Origin of the sequence: Halovivax ruber XH-70 (genome assembly GCF_000328525.1) — an archaeon.
Classification (GTDB): domain Archaea; phylum Halobacteriota; class Halobacteria; order Halobacteriales; family Natrialbaceae; genus Halovivax; species Halovivax ruber.
In genome coordinates this window covers 398566-421997 of the sequence record NC_019964.1, presented here as the reverse complement: position 1 = coordinate 421997, position 23432 = coordinate 398566, and the positions used below count along the sequence as shown (strand labels likewise).

Here is a 23432-nt window from a genome sequence, read left to right as displayed (position 1 = left end):
CCTAACGGCCCGGTCGGAACGCTCGCGGTCGCCGAGTCGCGTCGCTCCCCTGGGGATCGAACCCGGAGCGAGACGCGAGGGACATTGGAATAGTCCACACGCCAGACCGGCTTAAAGGACTCGGTTCCAGCAATCGGACGCCGTACAGGCGAGCAACCGGCGAATCACTCCGCGTCTTCTCCGTCGTCAGCAGCCGGCTCACCGGCGTCCGTCTCGGCGTCGACCGCCGAACCCGGCTCGTGATCCGGCACCGCCAGGACGTTCTCCCGACCGAGCCGGAACACTTCGACCGCCCCGCCGTCGCGCAGGTCGCCGACGACCTGGCTCGTCTTCGCCTCGGTCCAGTCGAGTTCGGCGACGACCGTCTGTTGTTTCATCCGGCCACCGTTCGACCGCAAGAGCGAGAGAACCCGCTCTTCGTTGCTCATGAGATCGGGCGGTGGGGCCACCGACGGCTCGTCTGCCGGCGCCACCGGTGGGTCCACCGCCGGGTCCGTGCCGCGATCGGCGTCAGAGCGCCGGAACCACCACGCGACGGCGACGCCCAGAAGAGCGATGGTGAGTCCGACGATGACGAACGGAAGGATCGATCGGGACGAGTCGGGCCCAGCGCCGGCCGTCTCGGGTGGCGCTCCCTCGTGGATCACTTCGATCCAGGGTTCGTCCTCGAGGAAATCCGTCTCCTCGCCGTGCCAGCCGACGACCGTTCGCCGATCGGTGTCGTCGGGGTCGGGGCTCGCGTCCTGCAGGACGTAGCCGTCGGGCCACTGGATCCGGAGCGTGGCACGGTCCTCCAGAGCGAACCGGGACAGTGCGTCGCCAGCGCCGATCCACTTCGGTTCGACCTGGGCGAACGAGGCCCAGCGGAACGTGACGATCACGTCGCCGTACGCTTGCGGCGTCATTCCCTCCTCGGTCCGAATTGCGAAATCCGAGACGTCCATCTCGCGACCGGTCGCGTTCTGTCCGGCCGCGACCGTGTCGTTCCACCGAGCGCGCTCACCGGCGAGGTAGCTCCTCGGCGACGCGGAAACGTTGGATCGAATATTCTCCCACTCGGCCGCCGAGGCGTTATCGGAACGGAGGTATCGGTACGTGACCGTCACCGACGCCGAACTGTTCTCGAGGAGTTCGATTCGCGTCTCGACTCGATCGAACCCCGTTACCAGCGTCGGCTCCGTCTCGTTGGACTGGGCCTGGGGCTGCCACTTGGCACCTGTTCCGAGCGAGTCGTCCGCCGGGACGACAGCGCCATCAGTCGCGGTCGGGGCGGCGCCTGCGAGGGCCGAGACGGAGCCGAGGCTGAGTGCGCCCACCACGAGCGCCGCGAGCAGCACACCACCGCACAGCACCTGCACACCACGAACCGGCCAACCGGCCATCACACAGAGGTGACACCCCCGCCCATTAGATTGTTTTGTAATCGATTGCCACGCGTTGACAGGGACAGTCATTTCGGTGGCCCAACCAGATCGACGGTGGTTTTTTGACCACCCCCTCGAAAGGAACGGCGCATGAACGGAACACGCGCGTCACTCGATGTCGAGACACTGCTGAAGCTCGTCCTCCTGCTGATCGCAGTGTATCTCGTCCTCGAGATCGTCGGTCCAGTCGTCGGATTCATCGCCGATCTCGTCAGTACCGTCGTTGTGCTCGCTATCGCACTGGTGATCGTGCTCTGGCTGCTCGACCGAATATAGGATCGACCACTGCCGGCGCGACCGGCAGTCCCGGACTACTGTCAACAGTCCCTCGCCCGCCCGCGAACCGCCACGCTCTTTGATCGAGGACGACCATCTCCGGTGTGTACAGCGTCAACGCTCCCGTCCCGGGCCGGGTGCGCCAGCTCGCGAGTCGGCTCTATCCCGACCTCCACGGGTTCGACCGCGTCCGCGAGACGCACTCGCTGCTCGTCAAGCGCCTCGGCGACGCCCCCGACGTGAACGCCCTGCAGCGGCGCACCCACCGCGCACTGGCGGGTGCCCCGGCCGTCGAAGCCGCCGTGACGGGCGTCGAGTACTTCGCGGACCCACCCGTCGGCTCCGCGCCCGTCGTCTACTTCGCCATCGAGAGCCCCGGCCTCGAACGGATCCACGCCGACCTGTCCGACGTCTTCGATCCTGTGGCCGAACTCGAAGGCGAGGACTACGTCCCGCACATTACGCTGGCGCGCGGTGGCGACGAGGAGGCGGCACGACGACTGGCCGAGCGCGAGATCGACCCGATCCGGTTTACCATATCGGAACTCGAGTTCTTCGACGGACAGCGCCGACTCCCGGTGAGTCGGGTCTCGCTGCCGGCCTGAGAAAGGCGGCGATCGGTCCGCTCGTGACCCAACTACCCCACGCACCGCCAGTTCACGGTGCGGGCGGGTCGCCGTCGTAGGCGTCGTGGTCCGCGTAGAAGTTGCGCATCGCGAAGGTGAGTTTCTGCGGTTCGATGTCGAGCAGTTCCTCGCGCGTCTCCATCGGGAACGTACCGTTGACGCTGTAGGTGCCCAGATCGCTCTTGGCCCGACGCGAGTAGCGCCGATCGAGGAGGGCACGCACGCCGACGTCGTCCGGCGATCGGAGGACGCGACCGAGCGCCTGGCGGGTCTTCCGGACGGTCGGGATCTCGACGGCGTAGCGCCAGCCGGTGTCCGTCCCGTCGAAGGCGGCGTCGTAGGCCTCCTGGACCGCCTCGGCGCGTTCGTCTAAGTGCGGATACGCGACGCCGATCACGAGGACGGAGAGTGCGTCGTCGCCGTCGAAGCTGACGCCCTCCGCGAGGGTGCCCCACAGCGAGGTACAGAGCAGGCCGTCGTCGTCGGCGACGAACTCCTGCCGGATGTCCTCGACGGCCACCCCGGGCTCGTCGCGATAGACGGTCGCGTCGACGAGCGGCGCCACTCGGTCGGCGTAGCGGTCTGCTTCGCCGTAGTTGGGGAAGAAGGCGAGCGTGTTGCCGGGCGTCATCCGGACGGCGTTCGCGATCGTCGTCGCGACGGTGTCCTGCACGTCGGAATCGTCGCGCTCGCTCGCGAACAGCGCCGGCGTCTCGACGGCGTAGGTTCGACGGTTTGCCGCGGGGAAGTCCAGTCCGTAGGCCATCGTGACCGGATCGTCCATGCCCAGAACGGCTTCGGTGACGTCGAACGGCTGGAGGGTCGCACTCATGAGGACCGCCGCCGAGAGGTCGTCGAAGAGCGCGCCGGTCACGCCTGTCGGCAAGCAGCTGTAGAGTTCGGCACGGCCGTAGATCTCGTCGGTCCCCTCGTCTCGACGGACGGCGAGGACGGGGTAGACGCCGGCGGCACCACCCTCGTCCATCCAGGCGCGGACGAAACGAGCCGCCTGCAGCGTCTGGCACTCGGTGCGCGTCTCGCGCTCGCCGTTGCGGTAGGCCTCCTCGTACTCCTCGTCCAGGTCCCGACCGAGGGAGGCGGCCGCCTCCAGATCGTCGTCGATACCCTCGCCGGCGTACGACTGGAGGAACGAGAGGGTGAGGTCGTCACGGCGGTCGTCGTTCGCGATGGCGACGTCACGCCAGTTGTCGCCCACCTGCTCTCGGGCTCCGAACTCGAAGGAGCCCTCGTACATTTCGCACAGTGTGTCGCGGAACGTTTCGAGAACGTTTCGGGCGGGTGCCGCCCTCGGATCGTCGCTGTCGTCGAGTTCCTCGATCGCGGACGTGAACGTTCGCTCCGAACACTCGCGGCTCGCGTGTTCGCGGGCGGCGTTCTCCAGGTTGTGCGCCTCGTCGAAGACGGCGATGACGTCCTCGGGATCGCGACCCAGCCAGCTGAAGAATGCCTCGCGGATCCCGGGATCGAGTAGGTGGTGGTAGTTACAGACCACGAGGTCCACTCCCTCGACGGTGTCCTTCAGGAGTTCGTAGCCACAGAGTTCGCGTTGCTCGGCGTACTCGTAGATCTGCTCCGGCGAACGGACGTCGTCGAACAGCCAGGAGCGAAATCGGGCCTCGACGTCCGGGTCGGTGAGGTTGTTGTGGTAGTACGAACAGACGTTGCGATCGTCCAGGTCCGCGAGTTCACCCTCGAGCGCGTCGAGTTCGTCCATCACGGCCGCACGCGCTTCGGCGGCTGCTCCGTCGCCATCCTGGCTCCGCTCTAAGAGTTCCTCCTGGCGGCGTTCGAGCTCGGCGTACTCCGCTTCGGTCTCGACGAGGTCGTGAGTGGCGTCTCGGAGCGTCTGGCACTCCTCGTAACCGACGTCGATGTGACACATCGCGCCCTTGCCCTTGAAGACGACCGCGCGGACATCTTCTGTCTCGACGATCGCGCGAGCGTCGGCGACGAACTGGCGCATCTGCTGGTGGACGTTCGTCGTGATGACGACCGTCTTGTCCTGCTCGCGCGCGACCGACAGCGCTGGAACGAGCGCCGAGAGCGTCTTGCCCGTCCCGCAGGCGCCCTCGAAGAGCACGTCCTGGCCCCGGACCAGCGAGTTGTGGATCCGGTCCATCGCCTCCCGCTGATTCTCGTAGGGCTCGTCGTACGGGAAAAAGCGCAGGTAGTCGGCCGAGTCTGACACGGACGGTGATAGGTGCCGCATGCGATAAAAGCGTTCGTCCGAGGGTGACTCCCAACGTGACAGCCCCGTTCACGCCCCGGTATCGGGTTCGAGGTAGACGCGCTTGACCTGATCGTCGTGGGCCTTGAGGTCGCGTTCGATCTCGGCGATTCGCTCGTCGAGTGCGTCGACGTCGGATTCGAACGCGACGTCTGCCGTCACGAGCAACTCCTCGGCGCCGAAGAAGACGGTCCGGAAGTCGACGACCTCGCGGACGATGTCGGCGGTAGCGACGATCTCACGGAGTTCCCCCTCGGCCTGGGGCGAGAGGCTCTCGCCGAGCAGCAGGCGCTTGTTCTGCCAGGCGAGTGCGACAGCAAAGCCCATGAGCAGGAAGCCGATGATGAGCGCAGCACCCGCGTCGTAGACTTCGTCCCCCGTCGTCCGGGAGAGGTAGACGCCGAAGAGCGCGATCCCTGCGCCCGCGAGTGCGACGGCGTCCTCGGTGAGCGCCGTCAGCGTCGTCACGTCGCTGGTCTTCCTGAAGGCCTCGCGGAGCGTCTCCCAGCCGTGCTCGTCCATCTGGGCGGAGATCCCCGCGTACGCCTTCTTCAGTGCCCAGGTCTCGAAGACGATTGCCCCGAGGAGGACGGCGTAATTGACGTAGATACCGTCGACGGCGCCGACGACGGGAAGCGGCGGGGTCTGGCCCATCGTGGCGTGCGAGCCGTGCATCAGCGCGTTGTAGCCGTGTCTGGCGCTTTCGAGGCCCGCGACGCCGAAGAGGATGACGCTGACGAGAAAGCTGTAGAAGAACTGGGCCTTGCCGTAGCCGAACGGGTGTTGCCTGTCGGCCTCCTGGGCCCCGTAGCGCAACCCGATCAGCAAGAATACCTGATTGCCGGTGTCGGAGATGGAGTGGTAGGTCTCCGAGAGCATCGCCGGACTCATCGTCAGGAGGTAGCCGATGAACTTCATCACGGCAATCATCCCGTTGGCGATCAGCGCGGCGATCACAACGGATCTGCTATTGGCCATCGCGGTTTCGTACGAAGGGCGGTGATAAAAACGTGGGCGTCTCGAAGCGCGCCGGTATGTGCCGAAAACGGCGAATCGAGCGTCGACCGACACTCGCCGTCGTAGGGGACGAATCGAACGATCGCTGCAAACCGAAAGATCCCTCTGGTCGGCCAGTGAACACTCCCCATGATCGCCGTCTTCTCCGATACGCATCGGACCGAAGGACACGGGCTCGAAGGCGACGCCCTGGTCGCGGCGCGCGAGGCCGACGCCATCGTCCACGCCGGCGACTTCAAGACTGAGTCGGTACTCGACGCGTTCCAGGCGTTCTCGGCTCCACTTTTCGCCGTCTCGGGCAACGTCGACGAACCGGCCATCACGGATCGACTCCCGACGGACCGGATCGTCAAAGCGGATGGAATCCGCCTCGCGGTACGCCACAGACCCAACGGCGGCGAAACCGCCCTCGCCCTGTTCGGCCGGGAACACGACGCCGACGTCGTCGTGTTCGGGCACTCACACCAGCCGACGCTCGTCGAAACGGACGACGTCGTCCTGTGTAATCCCGGCAGTCACGCCCAGCCGCGTGGGAACCGCCCCGGCTTCGCGACGGTCTCACGCGAAGACGACGAGTTGCAGGTGAGCGTTCGCGAGCCGGACAGCACACTGATCGAGGAGTGTTCGAGCGCCGTCGCCGACGATCGATAACGCCGATTGGGTACAAGCGGTTTCTCGTCGCGGTAGTGATCGGATACAGAGACGTGTGTCTTGCATCGGGCGACAAGAGGTGTCTGTGAGGACTCGACGATAGCAGGTGTCGGCGAGGACTCGGCGACAACAGGCGTCGGGGAGGACACGACGGTAGCAGGCGTCAGCGGGGACTTCGTCGGACGACGGCCCACCGGAGAGGGCTGGGCAGGCGAGGTGGGCCGACGCGTCGTCGCAGTGACACGGCCCGGGCGAGCCGTGTCACACAGCCGGTGAACGGTGGGACAGTTCGCCGTCGGCCGCTACCGGACTCGACACGGTGTGACGGGTCCGGCCGGGAGACGCCGACGGGAACCAGTGGATGTCAGGTAGACCCCCGGACACGGGACGCCCCGATCGAGCTCACCGGCGAGGGCCGACCAGGGCATACGATCGCTACACCCTCCCGAGAGATATAACTCCGCCAAGGTAAAACGCGATTTTTAGCCATGGCGCTGCTCGACCGGGAACCGGTTGTGGGTGAGCCACGGCGGTGCTCCGCCGGAAGCCGGTTGTGGGCGAGACGGCGGGTTTGGTCCACGACTGGTGGCTTCGAAACAGCTTTCCCACCCCCGACTGTACAGGCCAGTATGTTGGGTTCGATAACCGAAGATCCGGTGATCATCGCGATCGTCGTCATCCTGCTCACCCTGATCTTCTTTACCTACTTGCTCCTCCGACGGACCGTCCTCGAGTTCCGCGACGGGCTGGAAAAGTAATCGTCGCAATCCGATCGAGTGACACCCCGACCGGCCGAGGAGAACCATCGAACGCAGAAATCACCGGCTGAACAGCACCAGCGTCGTTACTCGAACGCGGTCGTCACCCGGTCGATCACCGCTTCGATGTCGGCGTCGTCGAGATCGCGGTGGGTACAGAATCGGATGGTCGTCGGCCCGAACTGCGTGGCGAGGACGCCGGCAGACTCCAGTCGCTCGAGGACGCTCTCCGCGTCGAGGCCGGTGCCAGCGACGTCGGCGAGGACGATGTTCGTCTCCGGATCGGACACGTCGAACCCGTCGACGTCGGCGAGGCCTGCTGCGAGCCGGTCGGCACGGTCGTGATCGGCCGCGAGATCGGAGACGTTCTCGAGCGCATCGAGGCCGGGACCGGCGACGATACCGATCTGGCGCATCCCGCCGCCGAAGAGTTTTCGGGTGCGCCGGGCGCGCTCGATGAAGTCCGCGTCGCCGGCCAGCATGGAACCGACGGGCGCGCCGAGGCCCTTCGACAGGCAGAACATGACCGAGTCGGCGTGATCGGTGATATCGGTGACCGGCACGTCCAGCGCCGTCGTGGCGTTGAAGACGCGTGCGCCGTCCAAGTGGACGGGGACGTCGCGCTCGTGGGCCGCCTCGGCCGCCGCGGCGATGGCGTCGGGATCGATGGCGAGGCCACCGCGAGCGTTGTGCGTGTTTTCGAGTGTGAGCAGGCCGGTCCCCGGTCGGTGGAGGTCTTCGTCGACGTAACCAGCGGCCACCTGCTCCGGTGTGGGGACGCCGCGTTCGGTATCGAGCATTCGCACCTGCAACCCGGCGTGCTGGGCCAGTCCGCCGAGTTCGTACTTTACGACGTGGCTCTTGCGATCCGTCAGGACCTCCTGGCCGCGTTCGGTGTGGACCCGGACGGCGATCTGGTTACCCATCGTCCCCGTCGGGACGAACAGCGCGGCGTCCATCCCGACGCGCTCGGCGGCGCGCCGTTCGAGTTCGTTCACGGTCGGGTCTTCGCCGTAGACGTCGTCGCCCACGTCGGCCGACGCGGCCGTCTCGCGCATGTGCTCGTCGGGTGTGGTGACGGTGTCGGAGCGACAGTCGATCATGACCTCCCTACCCACCGACCGGAGAAAAAAGGGCCGTTCCCGGCCGCGTTCGCCGAGTGACGCGAACCGCCCGACTGATCGTCTCTGTAGCCGCTCGACACCCGTCGGGCGGCGCCAGCAGGGCCGGATACCTGGACGGTGGTTACGCCGGCAGCCGGTCCATCGAAACGAAAGGGGTATGCGACCGCTGGCGCAACCGACGCCCATGGATCCGCGTATCCGCGAACACGCAGCCGTCATCGCGAACCACTCGGTCGATCTGCAGGAAGGAGACACCGTCGTCGTCGACGCGCACCCGGTCGCCGAGGACCTCGTCGTCGCCCTTTTCGAGGAGATCGGCGACGCCGGGGCGAAGCCACTCTGGACGGTCAAACGAGCCGGCAAGCGAACCAGCCGCGCACACCTCAAAGCCGCCGGCGAGGACTTCGAGACGCCGGAGCACGAACTCGCCCTCATCGAGGAGACCGACGTCTACATCGCCGTCCGCGCGGGGCCGAACGCCACCGAGACGAGCGACGTCCCGCCCGCGACGAACACCGCCTACCAGCAGGCGTACCGACCGATCATGGAGGAGCGACTGGGCAAGCGCTGGTGTCTCACCCAGTACCCCTCGCCCGGCAACGCACAGCTCGCCGAGATGAGTACGGAAGGCTACGAGAACTTCGTCTGGGACGCCGTCAACAAGGACTGGGACGACCAGCGCGAGCACCAGGAACAGCTCGTCGACCTCCTGAATCCCGCCGACGAGGTGCACATCGTGAGCGGCGAGGAGACCGACGTGACGATGTCCATCGCGGGCAACGCGGCCATCAACGACCACGGCAAGTTCAACCTCCCCGGCGGCGAGGTCTTCACCGCCCCCGTCGTCGACTCCGTCGAAGGAACGGTCCGCTTCGACATGCCGCTGTACCACCAGGGACGCGAGGTCACCGACGCCTTCCTCGAGTTCGAGAACGGCGAGGTCGTCTCCCACGAGGCCGAAAAGAACGAGGCGGTCCTCACCGAGGTCCTCGAGACGGACGACGGCGCCCGTCGCCTCGGCGAACTCGGGATCGGCATGAACCGCGACATCGACGTCTTCACCTACAACATGCTCTTCGACGAGAAGATGGGCGACACCGTCCACATGGCCGTCGGCCGCGCCTACGACGAGACCGTCGGCGACGAGAACGAGGCCAACGACTCGTCGGTCCACGTCGACATGATCGTCGACATGAGCGAGGACTCGTTCATCGAGGTGGACGGCGAGACGATTCAGGAAAACGGGACGTTTGTGTTTGAGTAGCGGGATTCGGAACGAGCGAAGCGAGTGAGAATCTCGGACAGACGAACGGGGAGGAACGACCCGTGAGGCGCGCGGTTCGAACGAAGTGAGAACCGCGGTTATGCGAACGCCGAAGGCGTGAGCAGCGAGGGCTGAGCGAACATCGTGAGCGAAGGTCTCGGAACAACGAGCGGCGAAGCCACGAGTAGCGCGGTTTGAGGCCGTCAGGCCGAAAATACGAGCGGTGAACGGAACGAGCCGCGAGTAGCGCGATTCGGGTGAGAATCGCGAAACCGCGAACGCGACAGTCGGCAGTGGCTATCGAACGAGGGGAGAAGTGAGAAACTGACGGGAGAGCGGGTCGGACGACAGATCGTCGACGGGGTTCGGCAGTCGTCGCGTTCAGCTCAGTCTACTCGCGGCGAGCAGGAGGGCGACCATCCAGGTCGTACCGGCGAGTGCGGCCCCGAGACCGATGACAGCGGTTTTCTGGTCCTCCGAGAGGGCCGATGGTTTCACGTGCGGGCCGACCGCGATGGCGGTGAAGAACACCACCGACAGGGCCAGAAAGCCCGACGCGGCGATCGTCACCAGGAACGTCAGATCGGCGCCGCCGAGGAGCGCGACGCCGGTCGGAACTACGATACTCGACATGTGAGTCTCTATTCGAACCATTCGACTCGTCGTATTTGTAGGCCCCGGTTTCCGCGAGCGGTCGGCGACGGGGATGCGGGGAACGTTCGATCGAGGGCGCGATCCGTTCGACAGGACGAAGGCGAGGTTGGTGACGCAAAACTGTCGGCAGTGGATCGGATGGAAGGCCGATCCGTCCCCAGTGTGATGCCTCGCAGGGATGCCGACACGTCCCACGTGTTCGCTACAGGAATATTAGCCTACCGGAGGCGAAAATTTTCGTCCAGGTCGGCTGTTCCGCGGAAGTATTTCGATCAGCCACAGTCAATAGATATATGCCTATCGAGCGTAAATAATTGTGTAGAATGGCCGCCGAACGGACGCCTCGAGACGGGAGGGGCAGATGAGTGACGGCGACGAGTCACCAAACGGGTTGGCAGCGATCGACGACTGGACGAGGCTCGATCCGCGGGAGTTGGCGGGTGTCGACATGAGCGAGGTCCCCGACGAGGCGCTGCCGACCGACAGACGGTGTCCGCGGTGTCACTGGCCCGTCTTCCAGATCACGATGAACGGCCCGACGACACAGGTCCTCGATCCATGCGGGTGTCGCGTCGCTGTGGATTTCTAACCCGAAGGACGCGGCAAGCGAGGGTCCCAGTGTATTTCAGGGCCACCAGATTCGACGACCGCGACCGGTTTCTCGAAGCGGTGGCGACAACCCTGCCCCGTCAGAATTCCCGCTGACCGACGGGTGAGGACGACCGCGAGCGAGCGGGCAGGGGAAGCCAGCACCACAGCGACCGAACACAGATCGCCGCGAGCGTGGCTCCGACGAGGAGCGTGCAGAAGTACCACGGTTTGACCTGAACGACGGCCAGACCCGTCGTCGATGCGGGGACGATACCAAGCGCGAGGAGGTAGAACCCGGTGAGGAGACCCAGCGACTCCCGTTGGAAGCCGTGCCAGTAGAGGAGTCCGACGATGATCCCGGCGAGCAGTCCGAGCTGACCGGCGTGGAGTTCGGGAATCGTGCTGAAGATCGACGACAGGACGGTCTCGACAGTGGCCATTCCTATCGGGGCATCGCTGGCCTGGCCCCTACATCGTTCCCTGTACGTGGCCACCAGCTAAGTGCGCGATTTCGGAACGGTGCACACGGTCCGTGCTCACTGGACGGTATCAATTCGCCCCGACTCCCGATCGACCGTGCTCGGTTCGACCGACTCCGGCTCGATCCGCGAGAGGCGCATCGCGTTGCCGGTGACGCCGACGGTCATCCCGGCGTCGCCTGCGAGGACGGCCAGCCAGATGGGGACGAGCCCGAAGGGGACGCCGACCGCGAGCGCGGCCTTGATCCCGAGGCTGGCCCAGATGTTCTGCCGGATGACGCCGTTGGCGTCGTGGGCGAGTTCGTAGAGGTAGGGAAGTTTCGCGATATCGTCGCCCATGAGGGCGATATCGGCGGTTTCGAGCGCCGTGTCGGTCCCCGCGGCGCCCATCGCGACGCCGACGGTAGCGGTCGCCAGCGCAGGCGCGTCGTTGATGCCGTCGCCGACCATCGCCACGCCGCCGGTAGTCCCGGTAGCGACCGACCGGTGCTCGTCGCCATCGTCGTGGCCGTCCATCAATTCCTCGATGGCGGCCACCTTCTCCTCGGGGAGGAGTTCCGCCCGGTAGTCGTCGACGCCCACCCGCTCGGCGATGGTGGCGGCCGTCCGCGCGTTGTCCCCGGTGAGCATGACGGTCCGCTCGACGCCGAGATCGCGCAAGCGCTGGATGGTCCGTTTCGCGTCGGGGCGAATCTCGTCCGCGACGGCGATCACGCCCTCGAGTTCGTCCTCGGTGCCGACGAGGACGACCGTCTTGCCCTCGGCCTGCAGTTCGGGGACGGTCTCCTCCAGCAGGTCGAGGCAGTTGTTCCGGTCGCACAGGTCGCGCGCCGTCTGCGTGACCACACCCCCGTCGGTCGCGGCGTGGACGTGCGAGAGATCAAAGCCGAAGTCTTCGAAGAGGCCGGGCTTGCCGGCGAAGTGGGTCGTCCCGTCCAGTTCGGCGCGGACGCCCTTTCCCGTGAGGCTCTCGAAGTCGGCGACGTCGCGCTCGGCGACGCCGACCTCGTCGGCCGCGTCGACGATGGCCTCGCCGATCGGGTGTTCGCTGCGACGTTCGAGCCCGCGCGCACAGCGGAGGACGTCGGCCTCGGTGTTGTCGGACAGCGGAACGACATCGGTGACGGTGAGTTCACCCTTCGTCAGGGTGCCCGTCTTGTCGAGTGCGACGACGTCGACTGCGCCCATCGCCTCCAAGTGATTTCCACCCTTGACGAGGACGCCGTTCTTCGCGGCGCTCGTGATGCCGGAGACGACGGAGACGGGCGTCGAGATGACGAACGCGCAGGGGCAGGCGAGCACCAGCAGCGTCAGGCCGTAGACGACGGCCGTCGGCCACGTGGTCCCGAGGACGGCGGGACTGGCGAGCGTGATGACGATCGCGAAGGCGACGACGACGGGCGTGTAGTAGTCCGCGAAGCGCTCGACGAACTGCTCACGGTCTGTCTTGTTCGCCTGGGCGTCCTCGACCATGGAGACGATCCGCGAGAGCGTGTCGTCGCCGGCCGCTGCGGTGACCGACACTTCGAGGTAGCCACTCTCGTTGATCGTCCCGGCGTAGACCTCGTCACCCTCGGTCTTGTCGACGGGGACGCTCTCGCCCGTGATCGGCGCCTGATTGACGGCGCTCACGGAGTTCCCGTTCGCTCGAGCGGGCTCCGATCCCTCGCTGCGCTCGCCGTTGACGACGGTGCCGTCGGTCGGGATCTTCTCGCCGGGCTTGACGAGGACGACGTCGCCCACGTCGACCGCCTCGACGGGAACCGTCACTTCCTCGCCGTCGCGCCGCACGGTCGCCTCGTCCGGCGAGAGGTCCATCAGCTCCCGCAGGGAGTTGCGCGCCCGGTCCATCGAGGCCGTCTCCAGGAGTTCGGCGACGCTGAAGAGGAACGCGAGCGTCGCGGCCTCGAAGTACAGCGCCTCGCCGAACGCGAGACTCGCGACCAGGGCGCCGACGATCGCGGCGGACATCAGGAAGTCGATGTCGAGGTTGCGGAGTTTCGCCGAGTAGTAGCCGCCGCGAAGGATCTCTTGCCCACCCACGGCGACGGCGACGAGAAAGAGCACGTCGGCGAGAAAGAGGTCGGTCCCGACGAGCGTCCCGACCTGGGCGTTGGCTCCGTGGAAGAAGAATTCGAACAGGAGACCGAGTGCGACGAAGACGCCGCTGATCCAGGTCTTGATCCCCCGCGAACTCGTCCAGATGGCCGGCGACTCGTCGCCTGCCGCGTCGTTCGCACCGGTCGTATCTGCACCCGCTCCGGCTTCAGCGGCCGGCGCACGCTCGTCGGTCGAATCGGTCACCGCGTACCCGGCACCCTCGATGGCACCGGCAATCTCCGCATCAGTGGTATTCTCGGCGTCGTACGCGACCGACACCGAGCCGGTCGTCGGCCGCAGGTCGGCCTCGGAGATGCCCTCGACACCCCCCAGCGCGTTCTCGACCTTCCCCGCACAGGAGGGACAGTCCATCTCGGGGACCGAGAACTCGGCGACAGCCGGGTCCGAATCGGGCGGCTGCTCGTCCGTCGAAGTCATTGAATCTGCCTAGGTGCCAGATTTTTATTAATGTAGCTACCATATACCCGGCCCCATCTAGCCATCATTAACAAATTTTACCCCTCTATTTAGCAACCCCTCCAGCGTGGTGGTCGGGTAGCAATCGGCGACCCCGCGTCGTTACTCGATCCAGACGGTCTTGCGGTTGACGAACTCGTGAATGCCTTCTTTCGAGAGTTCACGGCCGTAGCCGGAGTCCTTGACACCGCCGAAGGGGACGCGCGGATCGGACTTCGTGAGCTGGTTGATGAAGGTACAACCGGCGTCGATCCGGCCGGCAACGCGCTCGCCACGGTCGCGGTCTTCGGTCCAGATGGACGCGCCGAGCCCGAAGCGCGTGTCGTTGGCCTTCTCGATGGCTTGGGCTTCGTCCCCGACCGTGAAGACCGAGGCGACGGGCCCGAAGAGTTCCTCGCTGTCGGCCGGGCAGTTGGCCGGGATATCGGTCAGGACCGTCGGCGGGTAGTACGCGCCCTCTCGATCCATCGGTTCGCCACCCGCGAGAACGGTCGCGCCAGCCTCGACGCTCGCCTCGACCTGTTCGTGGAGGTGTTCCATCGCCCCCTCGCTGGACTGTGGCCCCACGTCGGTGTCCTCGTCCATCGGGTCGCCGACGGTGAGCGCTTCGACCTCGTCGACGAGTTTCTCGGTGAACGCCTCGGCGACGGACTCGTGGACGATGAAGCGCTTGGCGGCGATACAGGACTGGCCGCCGTTCAGGTTTCGCGCCAGCGCGCCGGTCTCGGCGGCCGCGTCGAGGTCGGCGTCGTCGAAGACGATGAACGGGTCGCTCCCGCCAAGTTCGAGGACGGTCGGTTTCAACTGGTCACCAGCGGTCGACGCCACGGCACGACCCGCCGGGCCGCTTCCGGTGAGCGTCGCCGCGCGGACGCGATCGTCCTCGACGATGTCGTCGACCAGATCGGACGGGATGAGCAGCGACTGGAAGACGCCCTCGGGGAAGCCCGCCTCGCGGAAGATCTCCTCGATCGCGAGCGCACAGCCTGGGACGTTCGAGGCGTGTTTCAGCAGGCCGACGTTGCCCGCGGCGAGCGAGGGCGCGGCGAAGCGAAACACCTGCCAGAAGGGGTAGTTCCACGGCATGACCGCCAGCACGGGGCCGATCGGATCGTACTGCGTCTTGGCCGTCGTCCCCGGCGGGCTCGGGTAGTACTCGTCGGCGAGGTAGGCTTCTGCGTACTCGGCGTAGTGTTCACAACCCCACGCACACTTCTCGACCTCGCTCTCGGCCTGCGAGATCGGTTTGCCCATCTCCCGGGTCATCAGTTCGGCAAACTCTCGCTTGCGATCGCGAAGGATCGCTGCCGCGTTGACGAGCAGTTCCTGGCGTTCGCGCATCGGGACCTCGCGCCAGTCTGCGTACGCGTCGGTCGCACGGTCGAGCGCCGCATCGACGTCGTCCGCCGAATCGGCCTCGTAGGTGTCGATTCGTTCGTTCGTCGCCGGGTTTGTCGTCTCCATGTCGCGGTGGTTGCACGGACAGGCCTATCAGTGTTCCCTCGACAGAACGCGTCGACGAGTCGATTCGGTGGGCCGACGTGCCGGGTACGGTGATCGATCGGGCCACCGAAGCCCTCAAATCGCGTCGCGAACCGTCCGGGCCGACCGGGCGAACAACGCCCCGACGCTCTCACGTCGGGCGACGAAGAGCGAAATCCCGAGGACGACGTAGACGGCCGTGTAGGCGTAGAGGACCAGCATACTGAGGTCGTTGGCCGTCGATTCGGCGTACGTCTGGATGATGAGGAACTCGACGAGCACCTGTGAGAGGAACAGGCCCAGCAGGCCGACCGCCTCACGGGTACTGATCTCGAAGTTGGTCAGGATCGCGATGGCGAAGAAGCTCTGGGCGGCCGTGATCCAGATCTCAGCGGCCTGTTTCGAGTCGAACGGGAGCGCCTCGACCGCGCCCGCGGAGATGGAGTAGACGATGGCGAGCGTCCCGATGAGAAGCGTCCACTGATTCAACTTCGACGAGATGAGTGCGTTGAAGCCCGCGGTCGTCCGCGCCTTGTTCACCAGATAGGCGACGACGATCAGCTCCGGGCTCTCGGAGGCCAGCGGCGCCAGCCACTGGATCATGAAGAACTCGGGGATGCCGTTCTGGACACCGACCTGCTCTAACCCCTCCGCGAACGGGTGGACCGCGGTGAAGATGATCGCCCCGGAGAAGGCGAAGCCGCCGAGGACGACCGCAGCGCGGCCGAGTTGCGGATACCGCTGGAAGTACGCGGGGACGCCGCCGTGTTCCTCCAATTCCTCGACGTCGCCGCGAACGATCACGACGAGATAGGTCACGTAGAGGCCGACGAGGACGACCGTGTCGACGATGCCGATGCCACCGGCGAGCGGGACGAAGAAGGCGACCGCCGTCGCCGCGAGCAAGAAGACGATCTCGAGGGAGAGGTCCCGGTCTAGCGTGACGACATCGGTGAGAAAGCCACCTCGGTGTTCGACAGCGGGATCAGCCGCGCCCCTGGCGCGATATATGCTGTAGAGGGCGATCCCGGACCAGCCGAGACCGATGAGGATCCGGTTCGCGCCGGTCATGTTCGCGACGGCGAGGTTCGCCGCCTCCCTATCGCCGGCGCCGGCCTGCCAGGCGTAGAGTGCGTCGACCGCGTACTCCGGGGCGACCGCCAGCACGGCCAGAACGGCGATGGCGAACGCCCGTGGGACGTCCTTCTCGGCCGTCTCCGCGGCCCACGCCAGCATGAACGACGCGCCCAGAATCGACGCGCCAGCGACGAGGACGGCGATCCCCGGTCCGATGTTATCACCGGGATGAACGGTGCCGTAGCCGCCGTACGAGAAGAACGTTCCGAGCCAGGGAACGGTCAACAGAAACGTAACGGCGACCGCGACGAGCGGATGGCGCAACCGGCGTGACATTGATCAGTGGTGACTGGACACCCCCGATATATAATCCACAAGATATGCGGTCGGTCGCCACAGATAGCGTCCGCAGCGGGTCTGACACACGAACGCCACAGTTGCCGGCTATCCCCGAGAAGTCGCCAGAGTAGTACTCACCAAGCCAATATCAGCCGATACAGGGTGAGATTCGGGGCGGTCAGTCCTCGGGGAGGTACTCGACGGCTGCGTCGGCCGCACTCCGTTTCACGCTCTCGATGCCGCGCTCGGCTCCCTGTTTCGACGTGTACCCCTCGCCGCTATCGGCGATGATCCGCCCGTTTCTCGCGACGAGTCGCCAGCGCCACTCGTCCGCACGGTCGCGATACACCTCGAACGTTGCCCCGTTGCTCATGTCCTCCCGATGCAGGGTGTCGTCACTAATAGCCTTGGGTCGCCAGCGCAGGTCTCGTATCGGGGCGACTGTCGAGGAGGCGACGGAGTCCGACCGTGGTGGGTCGCGACCCGAGTCGGCCGGTTAGGTCTCCGGGATGACCGTTACCGGGACGCCCGCCCGCCGGATCGTCGTCTCGGCGACGCTCCCGAGCATGAGTCGCTCGATGCCACTGCGGCCGTGACTGCCCATCACGACGTGGTCGAAGTCGCCGGCGGTGGCGTGGGCGACGACCTCGTGGCCCGGCCGGCCGTACCGCCAGTCCGTCTCGATCGAGGCGTCGTACTCGGCGGCGATCGCCCGCGCCTCGTCGAAGTGTTCCGCTGCCAGTTCGGTCGCGCGTTCGCGCCACTGATGCCGGCCGTGATCGCTCCCCGCGTCGGTGTGATCGGCGAACGGTTCGACGACGTGGAGGACCTCGATCGACGCGTCCGGGAAGTGTTCGAAGGCGAATCGCAGCGCGGCCCCGGACGGACCGCTCGCGTCGTACGGCACGAGAATGCGCGACACCATACCGGAGGGTTACGGGCCGAGGATATAGAAGTACGGGCGGGGAGAGCCGATCACGGTCACGCGACGTGGTGCTCCGCGAGCGATTCGCCGCGATCGAAGCGGTCGCCGTCGAGGGCGGCAATATCGACGAGCGACGCCTCGCCGTCGAGGACGAGTTCGGCCACGAGTTGACCCGTAGCGGGCGCGTGCTGAAAGCCGTGGCCCGAAAAGCCGGCTGCTGTCACGAGGCCCGGGAGCGACTCCTCGACGATGGGGTGGTGGTCCGGGGTGACGGCGTAGAGCCCCGCCCAGCCCCGCCGGATGCGCGTCTCCGGGCCGAAGTACTCGGTGTAGTCGGCCGCGCGCTCGACGGCGGTGGCCGCCCACTCGATGTCCATCCCCTCGTCGAACCGGTCGGGATCGGCGTCCGGATCGGGGCCGTCGAAGTGGCCGCCGACGAGGGCGATGCCCTCGCGCTCCGGCCGGAAGTACGACCCCGTCTCGAGGTCGATCGTCAGCGGGACGGTCTCGGGGACCGGCATCGTCGGCTCCACGACGGCGATCTGGCGCCGGCGCGGCGCGATCGGGAGGTCCACCCCGGCCAGCTCGGCGAGGCGACCGGCCCACGCGCCCGCGGCGTTGACCACGTAGTCGACCTCCCGGCGCTCGGTTCCGTCGATCTCGACGCCGATCACGCGGTCGCCGTCGCGGCGGACGTCCGTGACGGTCGTCCCCGTGCGGATCTCGACGCCGGCCTCGCGGGCCGCCGTCGCGTACCCCTGCACGGCGAGGTTCGGATCCGCGATTCCGTCGTCGGGGTTGTACGTCGCGCCGACGAACGGCTCCGGGTCCAGTCCGGGACAGTACGTCGTCGCCTCGGACGGCTCTACGTATTCGCTTTCCGCACCCAGTTCCCGCTGCATCCGGACGGTCTCGCGGAAGTCCGCGGCGGTCGACTCGGATCTGGCGAGAAACAGGTACCCGTGCTTTCGGTACTCGATGTCGACGCCGAAGCGGGCTTCGAAGTCGTTCCACACCTGCTTGCTGGCCAGTGAGAGCGAGACGTTGACCGGCGTCGAGAACTGCGATCGGATTCCACCCGCAGCCCGGGCCGTGCTGCCGGTCCCGAGCGCACCCTGCTCGTAGAGGGTCACGGCCGCGCCACGCTCGGCGAGAGAGTGCGCCGCCGAGAGGCCAACGATCCCGCCACCCACGATACAGACATCCATGCCACCCAATTGCACCCAGAGACCGTAAGGATTCAGGCGCATGTCGGTTCCCAGACCGGTCGGTCAGGCGGTGATCGGACTGGCGGCGGTCCGACAGACGGTGATCGGACCGACGGGGCGCTCCGGGCGGACGCGAACGTCCGGGGTGCAAGCCGCCCGCTGGGACCAACCTCTATGGTGAAACGGTGCGAGGGTCGTGCATGGTACTCGTACTCACCGAAGCGGAGGTCGAGTCGTGCCTCGATCTGTCGACCCTCGTCGACGTCGTCGGGGACGCCCTGGGAAAGCAAGCCGCCGGGGAGGTAGAGCGCCCCGATCGTCCGCACTTTCCGGTCGGCACCGGTCTGGCGGGCGACGATCCGACTGGAACGGCCATCGCGATGCCCGCGTACGTCCACGGCGACGACCTGTACGCGACGAAGCTCGTCGGCGTCCACGAGGGTAACGCCGACCGCGGGCTGCCGACGGTCCACGCGCAGATCGTCCTCACGGACGCCAGAACCGGCGTCCCGACGGCGTTCGTGGGCGGGACGACCGTCACGAACGCCCGGACGGGCTGCATCGGCGGGTTCGCGGTTCGCGAACTTGCGCCGGGCGCGCGAACGCTCGGGGTCGTCGGCGCTGGCGCGCAAGCGCGCTGGCAGACCCGCGCAATCGACACGGTCACCGCGCTCGACGACGTCCGGATCTACTCGCCGAGCGAGTCCCGACTGTCCTGCGCGGCGGACCTGGCCGACGAGGGGATCCCGGCCCGGGCGGTCGACGATGCCGCGGCAGCGGTCGACGGGGCCGACGTCGTCGTAACCGCGACGACCGCGACCGAGCCGGTGTTCCCCGCCGACGCGCTCGCACCCGGCGCGCTCGTCGTCGCCGTCGGCGCGTTCACCCCCGAGATGCAGGAACTCGCCCCCGCCGTGCTCGACGCTGCCGGGACGGTCTTCGCCGACGTCCCGACCGAGGTCGCCGACACCGGTGACATCCGCGAGAGTACACTCGGCGCCGACGATCTCGTCCCGCTCGGTGAGTTGGCCAGGGACGAGCAAGCGCGGGCATCGGACGGGGACGCGCAGGGTCAGGCCGAGCATTGGCGAACCACCGTCGATGCGCGCGACACCCCCGTCGTGGTCGATAGCGTCGGCTCGGCCGTGCTAGACGCCGCCACGGCGATCACCGTCTACCAGCGGGCGACGGACCGCGAAATCGGAACCGCATTTTCCCTGTGAGGCGGCGGCGATCAGCCGCCCAGGAACTGCCGTCTGACAGCCGGATCGTCGAGCAACGCCGCCCCGTCGTCGACGTAGCGATTCTCGCCCTGTGCGAGGACGCAGCCGCGATCGCAGCGTTCGAGCGCGGTTTTCGCGTTCTGTTCGACGATGAGGACGGACACGCCGCGATCGTTGATCGCGTCGATGTGATCGAACATCTCGTCGACGAGGTCCGGCGCCAGCCCGGCCGACGGCTCGTCGAGCAACAGCAGCGGTGGGTCGGGGATCAACGCGCGAGCCATCGCGAGCACCTGCTGCTGGCCGCCCGAGAGGTTGCCGGCGCGCTGCTCGAGGCGGTCCGCGAGGATCGGGAACTGATCGAGGACGGCCGCCTGCCGGTCGTCGGGCAGGCCGCCGAGCCGATAGGCGCCGATCTGCAGGTTCTCCTCGACCGTGAGCGTGGGGAAGACGTTCTCCGTCTGTGGAACGTAGCCGATTCCGCGTTCGATCACGGACTGCGGGGCCAGTCCGGCGATCGACTCGCCGTCGAACTGCACCGCACCGCCCATGTGCGTCGCTAAGCCGACGACGGCTTTCATGGCGGTCGACTTGCCCGCGCCGTTCGGGCCGACGATGGCGACGTACTCGCCGTCTCCGACGGCGAGGTCGACTCCGTGTAACACCTGCAGGTCGCCGTACCCCGCGTCGAGGTCGGCGACGTCGAGCAGGCTCATCGGCGACCCCTCCGGTTCGATCCGTCGGCGAGCCAGCGCGTTGGCCGCGTCACGTTCACCGTCTCCTCGTCGGTCGATTCACCCGCCCAGATATGCATCGATAACCTCATCGTTGTTCATGATTTCAGTCGGCGTTCCGGCCGCGAGGACGCGGCCGTCCGCGAGGACGACCAGCCGGTCGACCAGTTCGGTCAGCGTCTCCAGTTCGTGCTCGATGACGAGCAGGGTCAATCCCGCTGCGTTGAGCGCCTCGATGTGCGCCACGAGTTCGGTCGTCAACGACGGGTTGACGCCGGCAAACGGCTCGTCGAGCATGAGCATGGCCGGGTCGAGCATCAACGACCGCGCGAGTTCGAGTAACTTTCGCTGGCCGCCCGACAGGGTGGCGGCGTACTCGTCGACCATCGACTCGAGTTCGAAGACGGAGAGGAGTTCCATCGCACGCTCGCGAGCCGCCTGTTCGCGGCGTTCGCTCCGGTCGGTTCGGCCGACCGCGTGCCAGGCCCGCTCGCCCGGCTGGTCGGGCGCCGCCAGGAGCATGTTCTCCTCGACGGTCAGCGTCTCCAGCTCTCGCGTCCGCTGGAAGGTTCTGACGAGGCCGCGCCGGGCCAGGGCGTGCGGGGGAAGGCCAGTGACGTCCGCCCCGTCGAATCTGACGGTCCCCGCGTCCGTCCCGATGACGCTCGAGATGCAGTTGAACGTGGTCGTCTTCCCGGCGCCGTTCGGCCCGATGAGGCCGACGATCTCGCCGGGTTCGACCGCGAACGAGACGTCGTCGACGGCGACGAGGCTCCCGAAGGTGCGTCGAACCCCGTCGACGGTGAGGAGCGTCACGAATCCACCCCCAGCCTGTCGGCGTCGCCCCAGAGGCCCTGTGGGCGATATCTGACGATGGCCATCAGCAAGAGGCCGATGAGCATCAATCGAATCGACGCGAACTGGTCCTGCGTGACGTACGGGACGGCGTCGTTCATGAACCGCGTGACTAGCTGGAAGCCCATGATGATGGCGAGGCCGCCGATGACGCCGCGGTCGTTGCCCGCACCGCCGATGAGCATGCCGACCCAGACGATCACCGTGACGTCGATCGTGAAGAAGGTGGCCGACGCGGAACCGTTGTACAAGACCAACAGCGCGCCGGCGAGGCCGGCGATCGCCGCACCGTAGACGAACACCACGAGCTTGTACCGGAACACGCGCTTGCCGAGGGTCTCGGTCACCTGCTCGTCGGCGCGAATCGCGCGGAGAACCCGGCCGTACGGGGCCGCGGACAGCCGGCGGAAGAGCCCGTAGAACACCAGTGCGAGCGCGCCAAAGACGAGCAGCGTCGAGACGATGTCGGCGCCGCCGCCCGCGCCGGTGGCATCGGCGACCGGCTGCGGAACGTTGAAGAGCCCGGTCGAGCCGCCGGTGACGTCCCGGAACGAGATAATCAGGCCGTGGACGATCTCCGCGACCGCGAGCGTGACGATGGCGAGGAAGTCCCCGCGTAGCCTGAGCGTCGAGATCCCGAGCAGTACGCCCAGTGCCGCTGCGGCGAGGACGGCGCCGGCCACACCGATCGGCCACGGGAGGCCGAGTCCGACGGCCTGGTAGGGCTGGTCTGCCGTCAAGATCGCGGCGGTGTAGCCGCCGACGGCGAAGAACGCGACGGGGCCGAAGTTCACCAGTCCGGTGTGACCGAACTGGAGGTTCAGCCCGACGAGGATCATCGCGTAGAGCACGAAGAGGACGCCGACTTCGAGGAGGACGAAGGCGCCCGGCGGCGGCTGGAAGAACAGCGGGCTCGCGAGGAAGACGAGGGCGAGCCCCAGCAGTCCGAGTCCTGCCTGCGTCGCGTCGATCGGCAGGTCCGCGAGCCGGTCGGTCGCTGCGCTCACGACGCACGCACCTCCGTGTCGACGATGCCGCCGGGGCGAATCAACAGGACGACGATGAGGACCACGAAGGCCATCGTCGCGTTGAGTTCGGTCAGGTTGGACGGGAGCACCGCTACGGAGACGGTGATCCCGATGCCGAGCAGGTACGAACCGACGATGGCGCCGTACGGACTCCCGGCGCCGCCGAGGATCGCGGCGGTGATGAGCAGTAACAACTGGCCGTAGCCGACCGTGGGATTCGCCGCCTGCGAGATCGCAAGCATGAGTCCGGCGACCCCCGCGAGCGCGGAGGCAGCGAGCCAGACCGTGTTCCGGATCCGTCGCGTGTCGATCCCCGAGACGAGCGCGAGATCCTCGTTGTCGGACGTCGCGCGCATCGCGATGCCGAGCATCGTCCGGCTGAGAAACACGTGCAGCGCGACGACGGCGACGAGCGCGAGGCCGATGATGAGCAGTTGCTGACTCGTAATGAAGAATCCCCAGTCGTCGAACCGGTAGGTCGTGACGTCCAGGCGGACAGACCGTCGGTCCGGTCCTGCAACCACGCGCATGCCGTTTCGCAGCACGAAGCCGAGGCCGATCGACATGAGAAGCAGCGGGACAGCACCGGCGTCGTTCATGGGTTCGAACGTGACGCGGGCGATGGCCCAGCCGACGACGGCGGTGATCGCCAGGGTGGCGACGATCCCTACCGGGAGGGGCAGGCCCGCGACCACGATCGTCAGGTAGCCAACGAACGCGCCGATCGTGATGAATTCGCCGTGGGCGAAGTTGATCATGTTCACGAGCCCGTAGACCAGCGTGAATCCGATCGCGCCGAGCGCGATGTACGAGCCGATGACGAGGCCGAAGATAACTTCCTGAAGGAGTGGAATATCCATGGATTGGGTAGA

23 protein-coding genes are annotated in these 23432 nt (G+C 66.8%); 7 read left to right on the top strand and 16 right to left on the bottom strand.

Annotated features, from left to right (window positions below):
• Positions 1-164 precede the first annotated feature (164 nt).
• The gene (locus HALRU_RS01890; RefSeq protein ID WP_015299729.1) at positions 165-1382 is read right to left on the bottom strand and encodes a DUF7343 domain-containing protein; all 1218 of its coding nucleotides are present in this window, start codon (positions 1380-1382) and stop codon (positions 165-167) included.
• A gap of 132 nt (positions 1383-1514) precedes the next feature.
• Between HALRU_RS01890 and HALRU_RS01885 the strand changes: the two genes are divergently transcribed.
• Positions 1515-1700, top strand: a complete 186-nt coding sequence (locus tag HALRU_RS01885) for a DUF7554 family protein (protein ID WP_015299728.1) — start codon at positions 1515-1517, stop codon at positions 1698-1700.
• Between the two features lie 104 nt (positions 1701-1804).
• Entirely contained in the window at positions 1805-2305 is a 501-nt protein-coding gene (locus HALRU_RS01880; protein ID WP_015299727.1) for a 2'-5' RNA ligase family protein, read from the top strand.
• A gap of 52 nt (positions 2306-2357) precedes the next feature.
• Here the strand turns inward: HALRU_RS01880 and HALRU_RS01875 are convergent, their stop codons facing one another.
• Entirely contained in the window at positions 2358-4535 is a 2178-nt protein-coding gene (locus HALRU_RS01875) for an ATP-dependent DNA helicase (protein ID WP_015299726.1), read from the bottom strand.
• A 69-nt stretch (positions 4536-4604) separates the two neighbouring features.
• Positions 4605-5552 carry a cation diffusion facilitator family transporter gene (locus tag HALRU_RS01870; protein ID WP_015299725.1) on the bottom strand — a complete coding sequence of 316 codons (948 nt, stop codon included), beginning with the start codon at positions 5550-5552 and terminating at the stop codon, positions 4605-4607.
• Positions 5553-5720: 168 nt separating this feature from the next.
• On the opposite strand from HALRU_RS01870, the gene HALRU_RS01865 reads away from it, so the two are divergent.
• Positions 5721-6242 carry a metallophosphoesterase gene (locus HALRU_RS01865; protein WP_015299724.1) on the top strand — a complete coding sequence of 174 codons (522 nt, stop codon included), beginning with the start codon at positions 5721-5723 and terminating at the stop codon, positions 6240-6242.
• A 629-nt stretch (positions 6243-6871) separates the two neighbouring features.
• Positions 6872-7000 carry a DUF7859 family protein gene (locus HALRU_RS16075; RefSeq protein ID WP_007699826.1) on the top strand — a complete coding sequence of 43 codons (129 nt, stop codon included), beginning with the start codon at positions 6872-6874 and terminating at the stop codon, positions 6998-7000.
• An 86-nt stretch (positions 7001-7086) separates the two neighbouring features.
• Here HALRU_RS16075 and HALRU_RS01860 read toward each other — a convergent pair whose 3' ends face one another.
• Positions 7087-8103: a threonine aldolase family protein gene (locus tag HALRU_RS01860; RefSeq protein ID WP_015299723.1), complete on the bottom strand. Its 1017-nt coding sequence runs from the start codon at positions 8101-8103 to the stop codon at positions 7087-7089.
• Positions 8104-8308: 205 nt separating this feature from the next.
• Here HALRU_RS01860 and HALRU_RS01855 point away from each other — a divergent pair, with 205 nt between their 5' ends.
• The gene (locus tag HALRU_RS01855; RefSeq protein ID WP_015299722.1) at positions 8309-9388 is read left to right on the top strand and encodes an aminopeptidase; all 1080 of its coding nucleotides are present in this window, start codon (positions 8309-8311) and stop codon (positions 9386-9388) included.
• A 381-nt stretch (positions 9389-9769) separates the two neighbouring features.
• Here HALRU_RS01855 and HALRU_RS01850 read toward each other — a convergent pair whose 3' ends face one another.
• Positions 9770-10021 (bottom strand): hypothetical protein, encoded by a 252-nt coding sequence (locus HALRU_RS01850; protein WP_015299721.1) that lies wholly within the window; start codon positions 10019-10021, stop codon positions 9770-9772.
• A gap of 382 nt (positions 10022-10403) precedes the next feature.
• Between HALRU_RS01850 and HALRU_RS01845 the strand changes: the two genes are divergently transcribed.
• Positions 10404-10631 (top strand): hypothetical protein, encoded by a 228-nt coding sequence (locus tag HALRU_RS01845; RefSeq protein WP_015299720.1) that lies wholly within the window; start codon positions 10404-10406, stop codon positions 10629-10631.
• A gap of 100 nt (positions 10632-10731) precedes the next feature.
• Here the strand turns inward: HALRU_RS01845 and HALRU_RS01840 are convergent, their stop codons facing one another.
• From HALRU_RS01840 to HALRU_RS01810, 7 genes are all read right to left on the bottom strand, one after another.
• Positions 10732-11073, bottom strand: coding sequence for a hypothetical protein (locus HALRU_RS01840; RefSeq protein WP_015299719.1), 342 nt, complete (start codon positions 11071-11073; stop codon positions 10732-10734).
• 96 nt (positions 11074-11169) lie between these two features.
• On the bottom strand, positions 11170-13650 hold the full coding sequence (locus tag HALRU_RS01835; protein WP_015299718.1) for a heavy metal translocating P-type ATPase: 2481 nt from the start codon (positions 13648-13650) through the stop codon (positions 11170-11172).
• Between the two features lie 141 nt (positions 13651-13791).
• Positions 13792-15153, bottom strand: coding sequence for an NAD-dependent succinate-semialdehyde dehydrogenase (locus HALRU_RS01830; protein ID WP_015299717.1), 1362 nt, complete (start codon positions 15151-15153; stop codon positions 13792-13794).
• A 114-nt stretch (positions 15154-15267) separates the two neighbouring features.
• Positions 15268-16584, bottom strand: a complete 1317-nt coding sequence (locus HALRU_RS01825) for a hypothetical protein (RefSeq protein WP_015299716.1) — start codon at positions 16582-16584, stop codon at positions 15268-15270.
• A 181-nt stretch (positions 16585-16765) separates the two neighbouring features.
• The gene (locus tag HALRU_RS01820; RefSeq protein WP_007699850.1) at positions 16766-16960 is read right to left on the bottom strand and encodes an HVO_2922 family protein; all 195 of its coding nucleotides are present in this window, start codon (positions 16958-16960) and stop codon (positions 16766-16768) included.
• A gap of 123 nt (positions 16961-17083) precedes the next feature.
• Positions 17084-17512, bottom strand: coding sequence for a universal stress protein (locus tag HALRU_RS01815; protein WP_007699853.1), 429 nt, complete (start codon positions 17510-17512; stop codon positions 17084-17086).
• A 56-nt stretch (positions 17513-17568) separates the two neighbouring features.
• Positions 17569-18720 carry an NAD(P)/FAD-dependent oxidoreductase gene (locus tag HALRU_RS01810; protein ID WP_148680394.1) on the bottom strand — a complete coding sequence of 384 codons (1152 nt, stop codon included), beginning with the start codon at positions 18718-18720 and terminating at the stop codon, positions 17569-17571.
• 200 nt (positions 18721-18920) lie between these two features.
• Between HALRU_RS01810 and HALRU_RS01805 the strand changes: the two genes are divergently transcribed.
• On the top strand, positions 18921-19943 hold the full coding sequence (locus HALRU_RS01805; protein WP_015299714.1) for an ornithine cyclodeaminase family protein: 1023 nt from the start codon (positions 18921-18923) through the stop codon (positions 19941-19943).
• 11 nt (positions 19944-19954) lie between these two features.
• On the opposite strand, the gene HALRU_RS01800 is transcribed toward HALRU_RS01805, so the two are convergent.
• The 4 genes from HALRU_RS01800 to HALRU_RS01785 form a co-directional block, all read right to left on the bottom strand.
• Positions 19955-20659: an ABC transporter ATP-binding protein gene (locus HALRU_RS01800; RefSeq protein ID WP_015299713.1), complete on the bottom strand. Its 705-nt coding sequence runs from the start codon at positions 20657-20659 to the stop codon at positions 19955-19957.
• Between the two features lie 78 nt (positions 20660-20737).
• Complete coding sequence (locus HALRU_RS01795) at positions 20738-21493, bottom strand: ABC transporter ATP-binding protein (RefSeq protein ID WP_015299712.1); 756 nt, start codon at positions 21491-21493, stop codon at positions 20738-20740.
• Positions 21490-22539, bottom strand: a complete 1050-nt coding sequence (locus HALRU_RS01790; RefSeq protein ID WP_015299711.1) for a branched-chain amino acid ABC transporter permease — start codon at positions 22537-22539, stop codon at positions 21490-21492. The genes HALRU_RS01795 and HALRU_RS01790 overlap by 4 nt, the downstream gene beginning before the upstream one ends.
• Complete coding sequence (locus tag HALRU_RS01785; RefSeq protein WP_015299710.1) at positions 22536-23420, bottom strand: branched-chain amino acid ABC transporter permease; 885 nt, start codon at positions 23418-23420, stop codon at positions 22536-22538. The genes HALRU_RS01790 and HALRU_RS01785 overlap by 4 nt, the downstream gene beginning before the upstream one ends.
• Positions 23421-23432 lie beyond the last annotated feature (12 nt).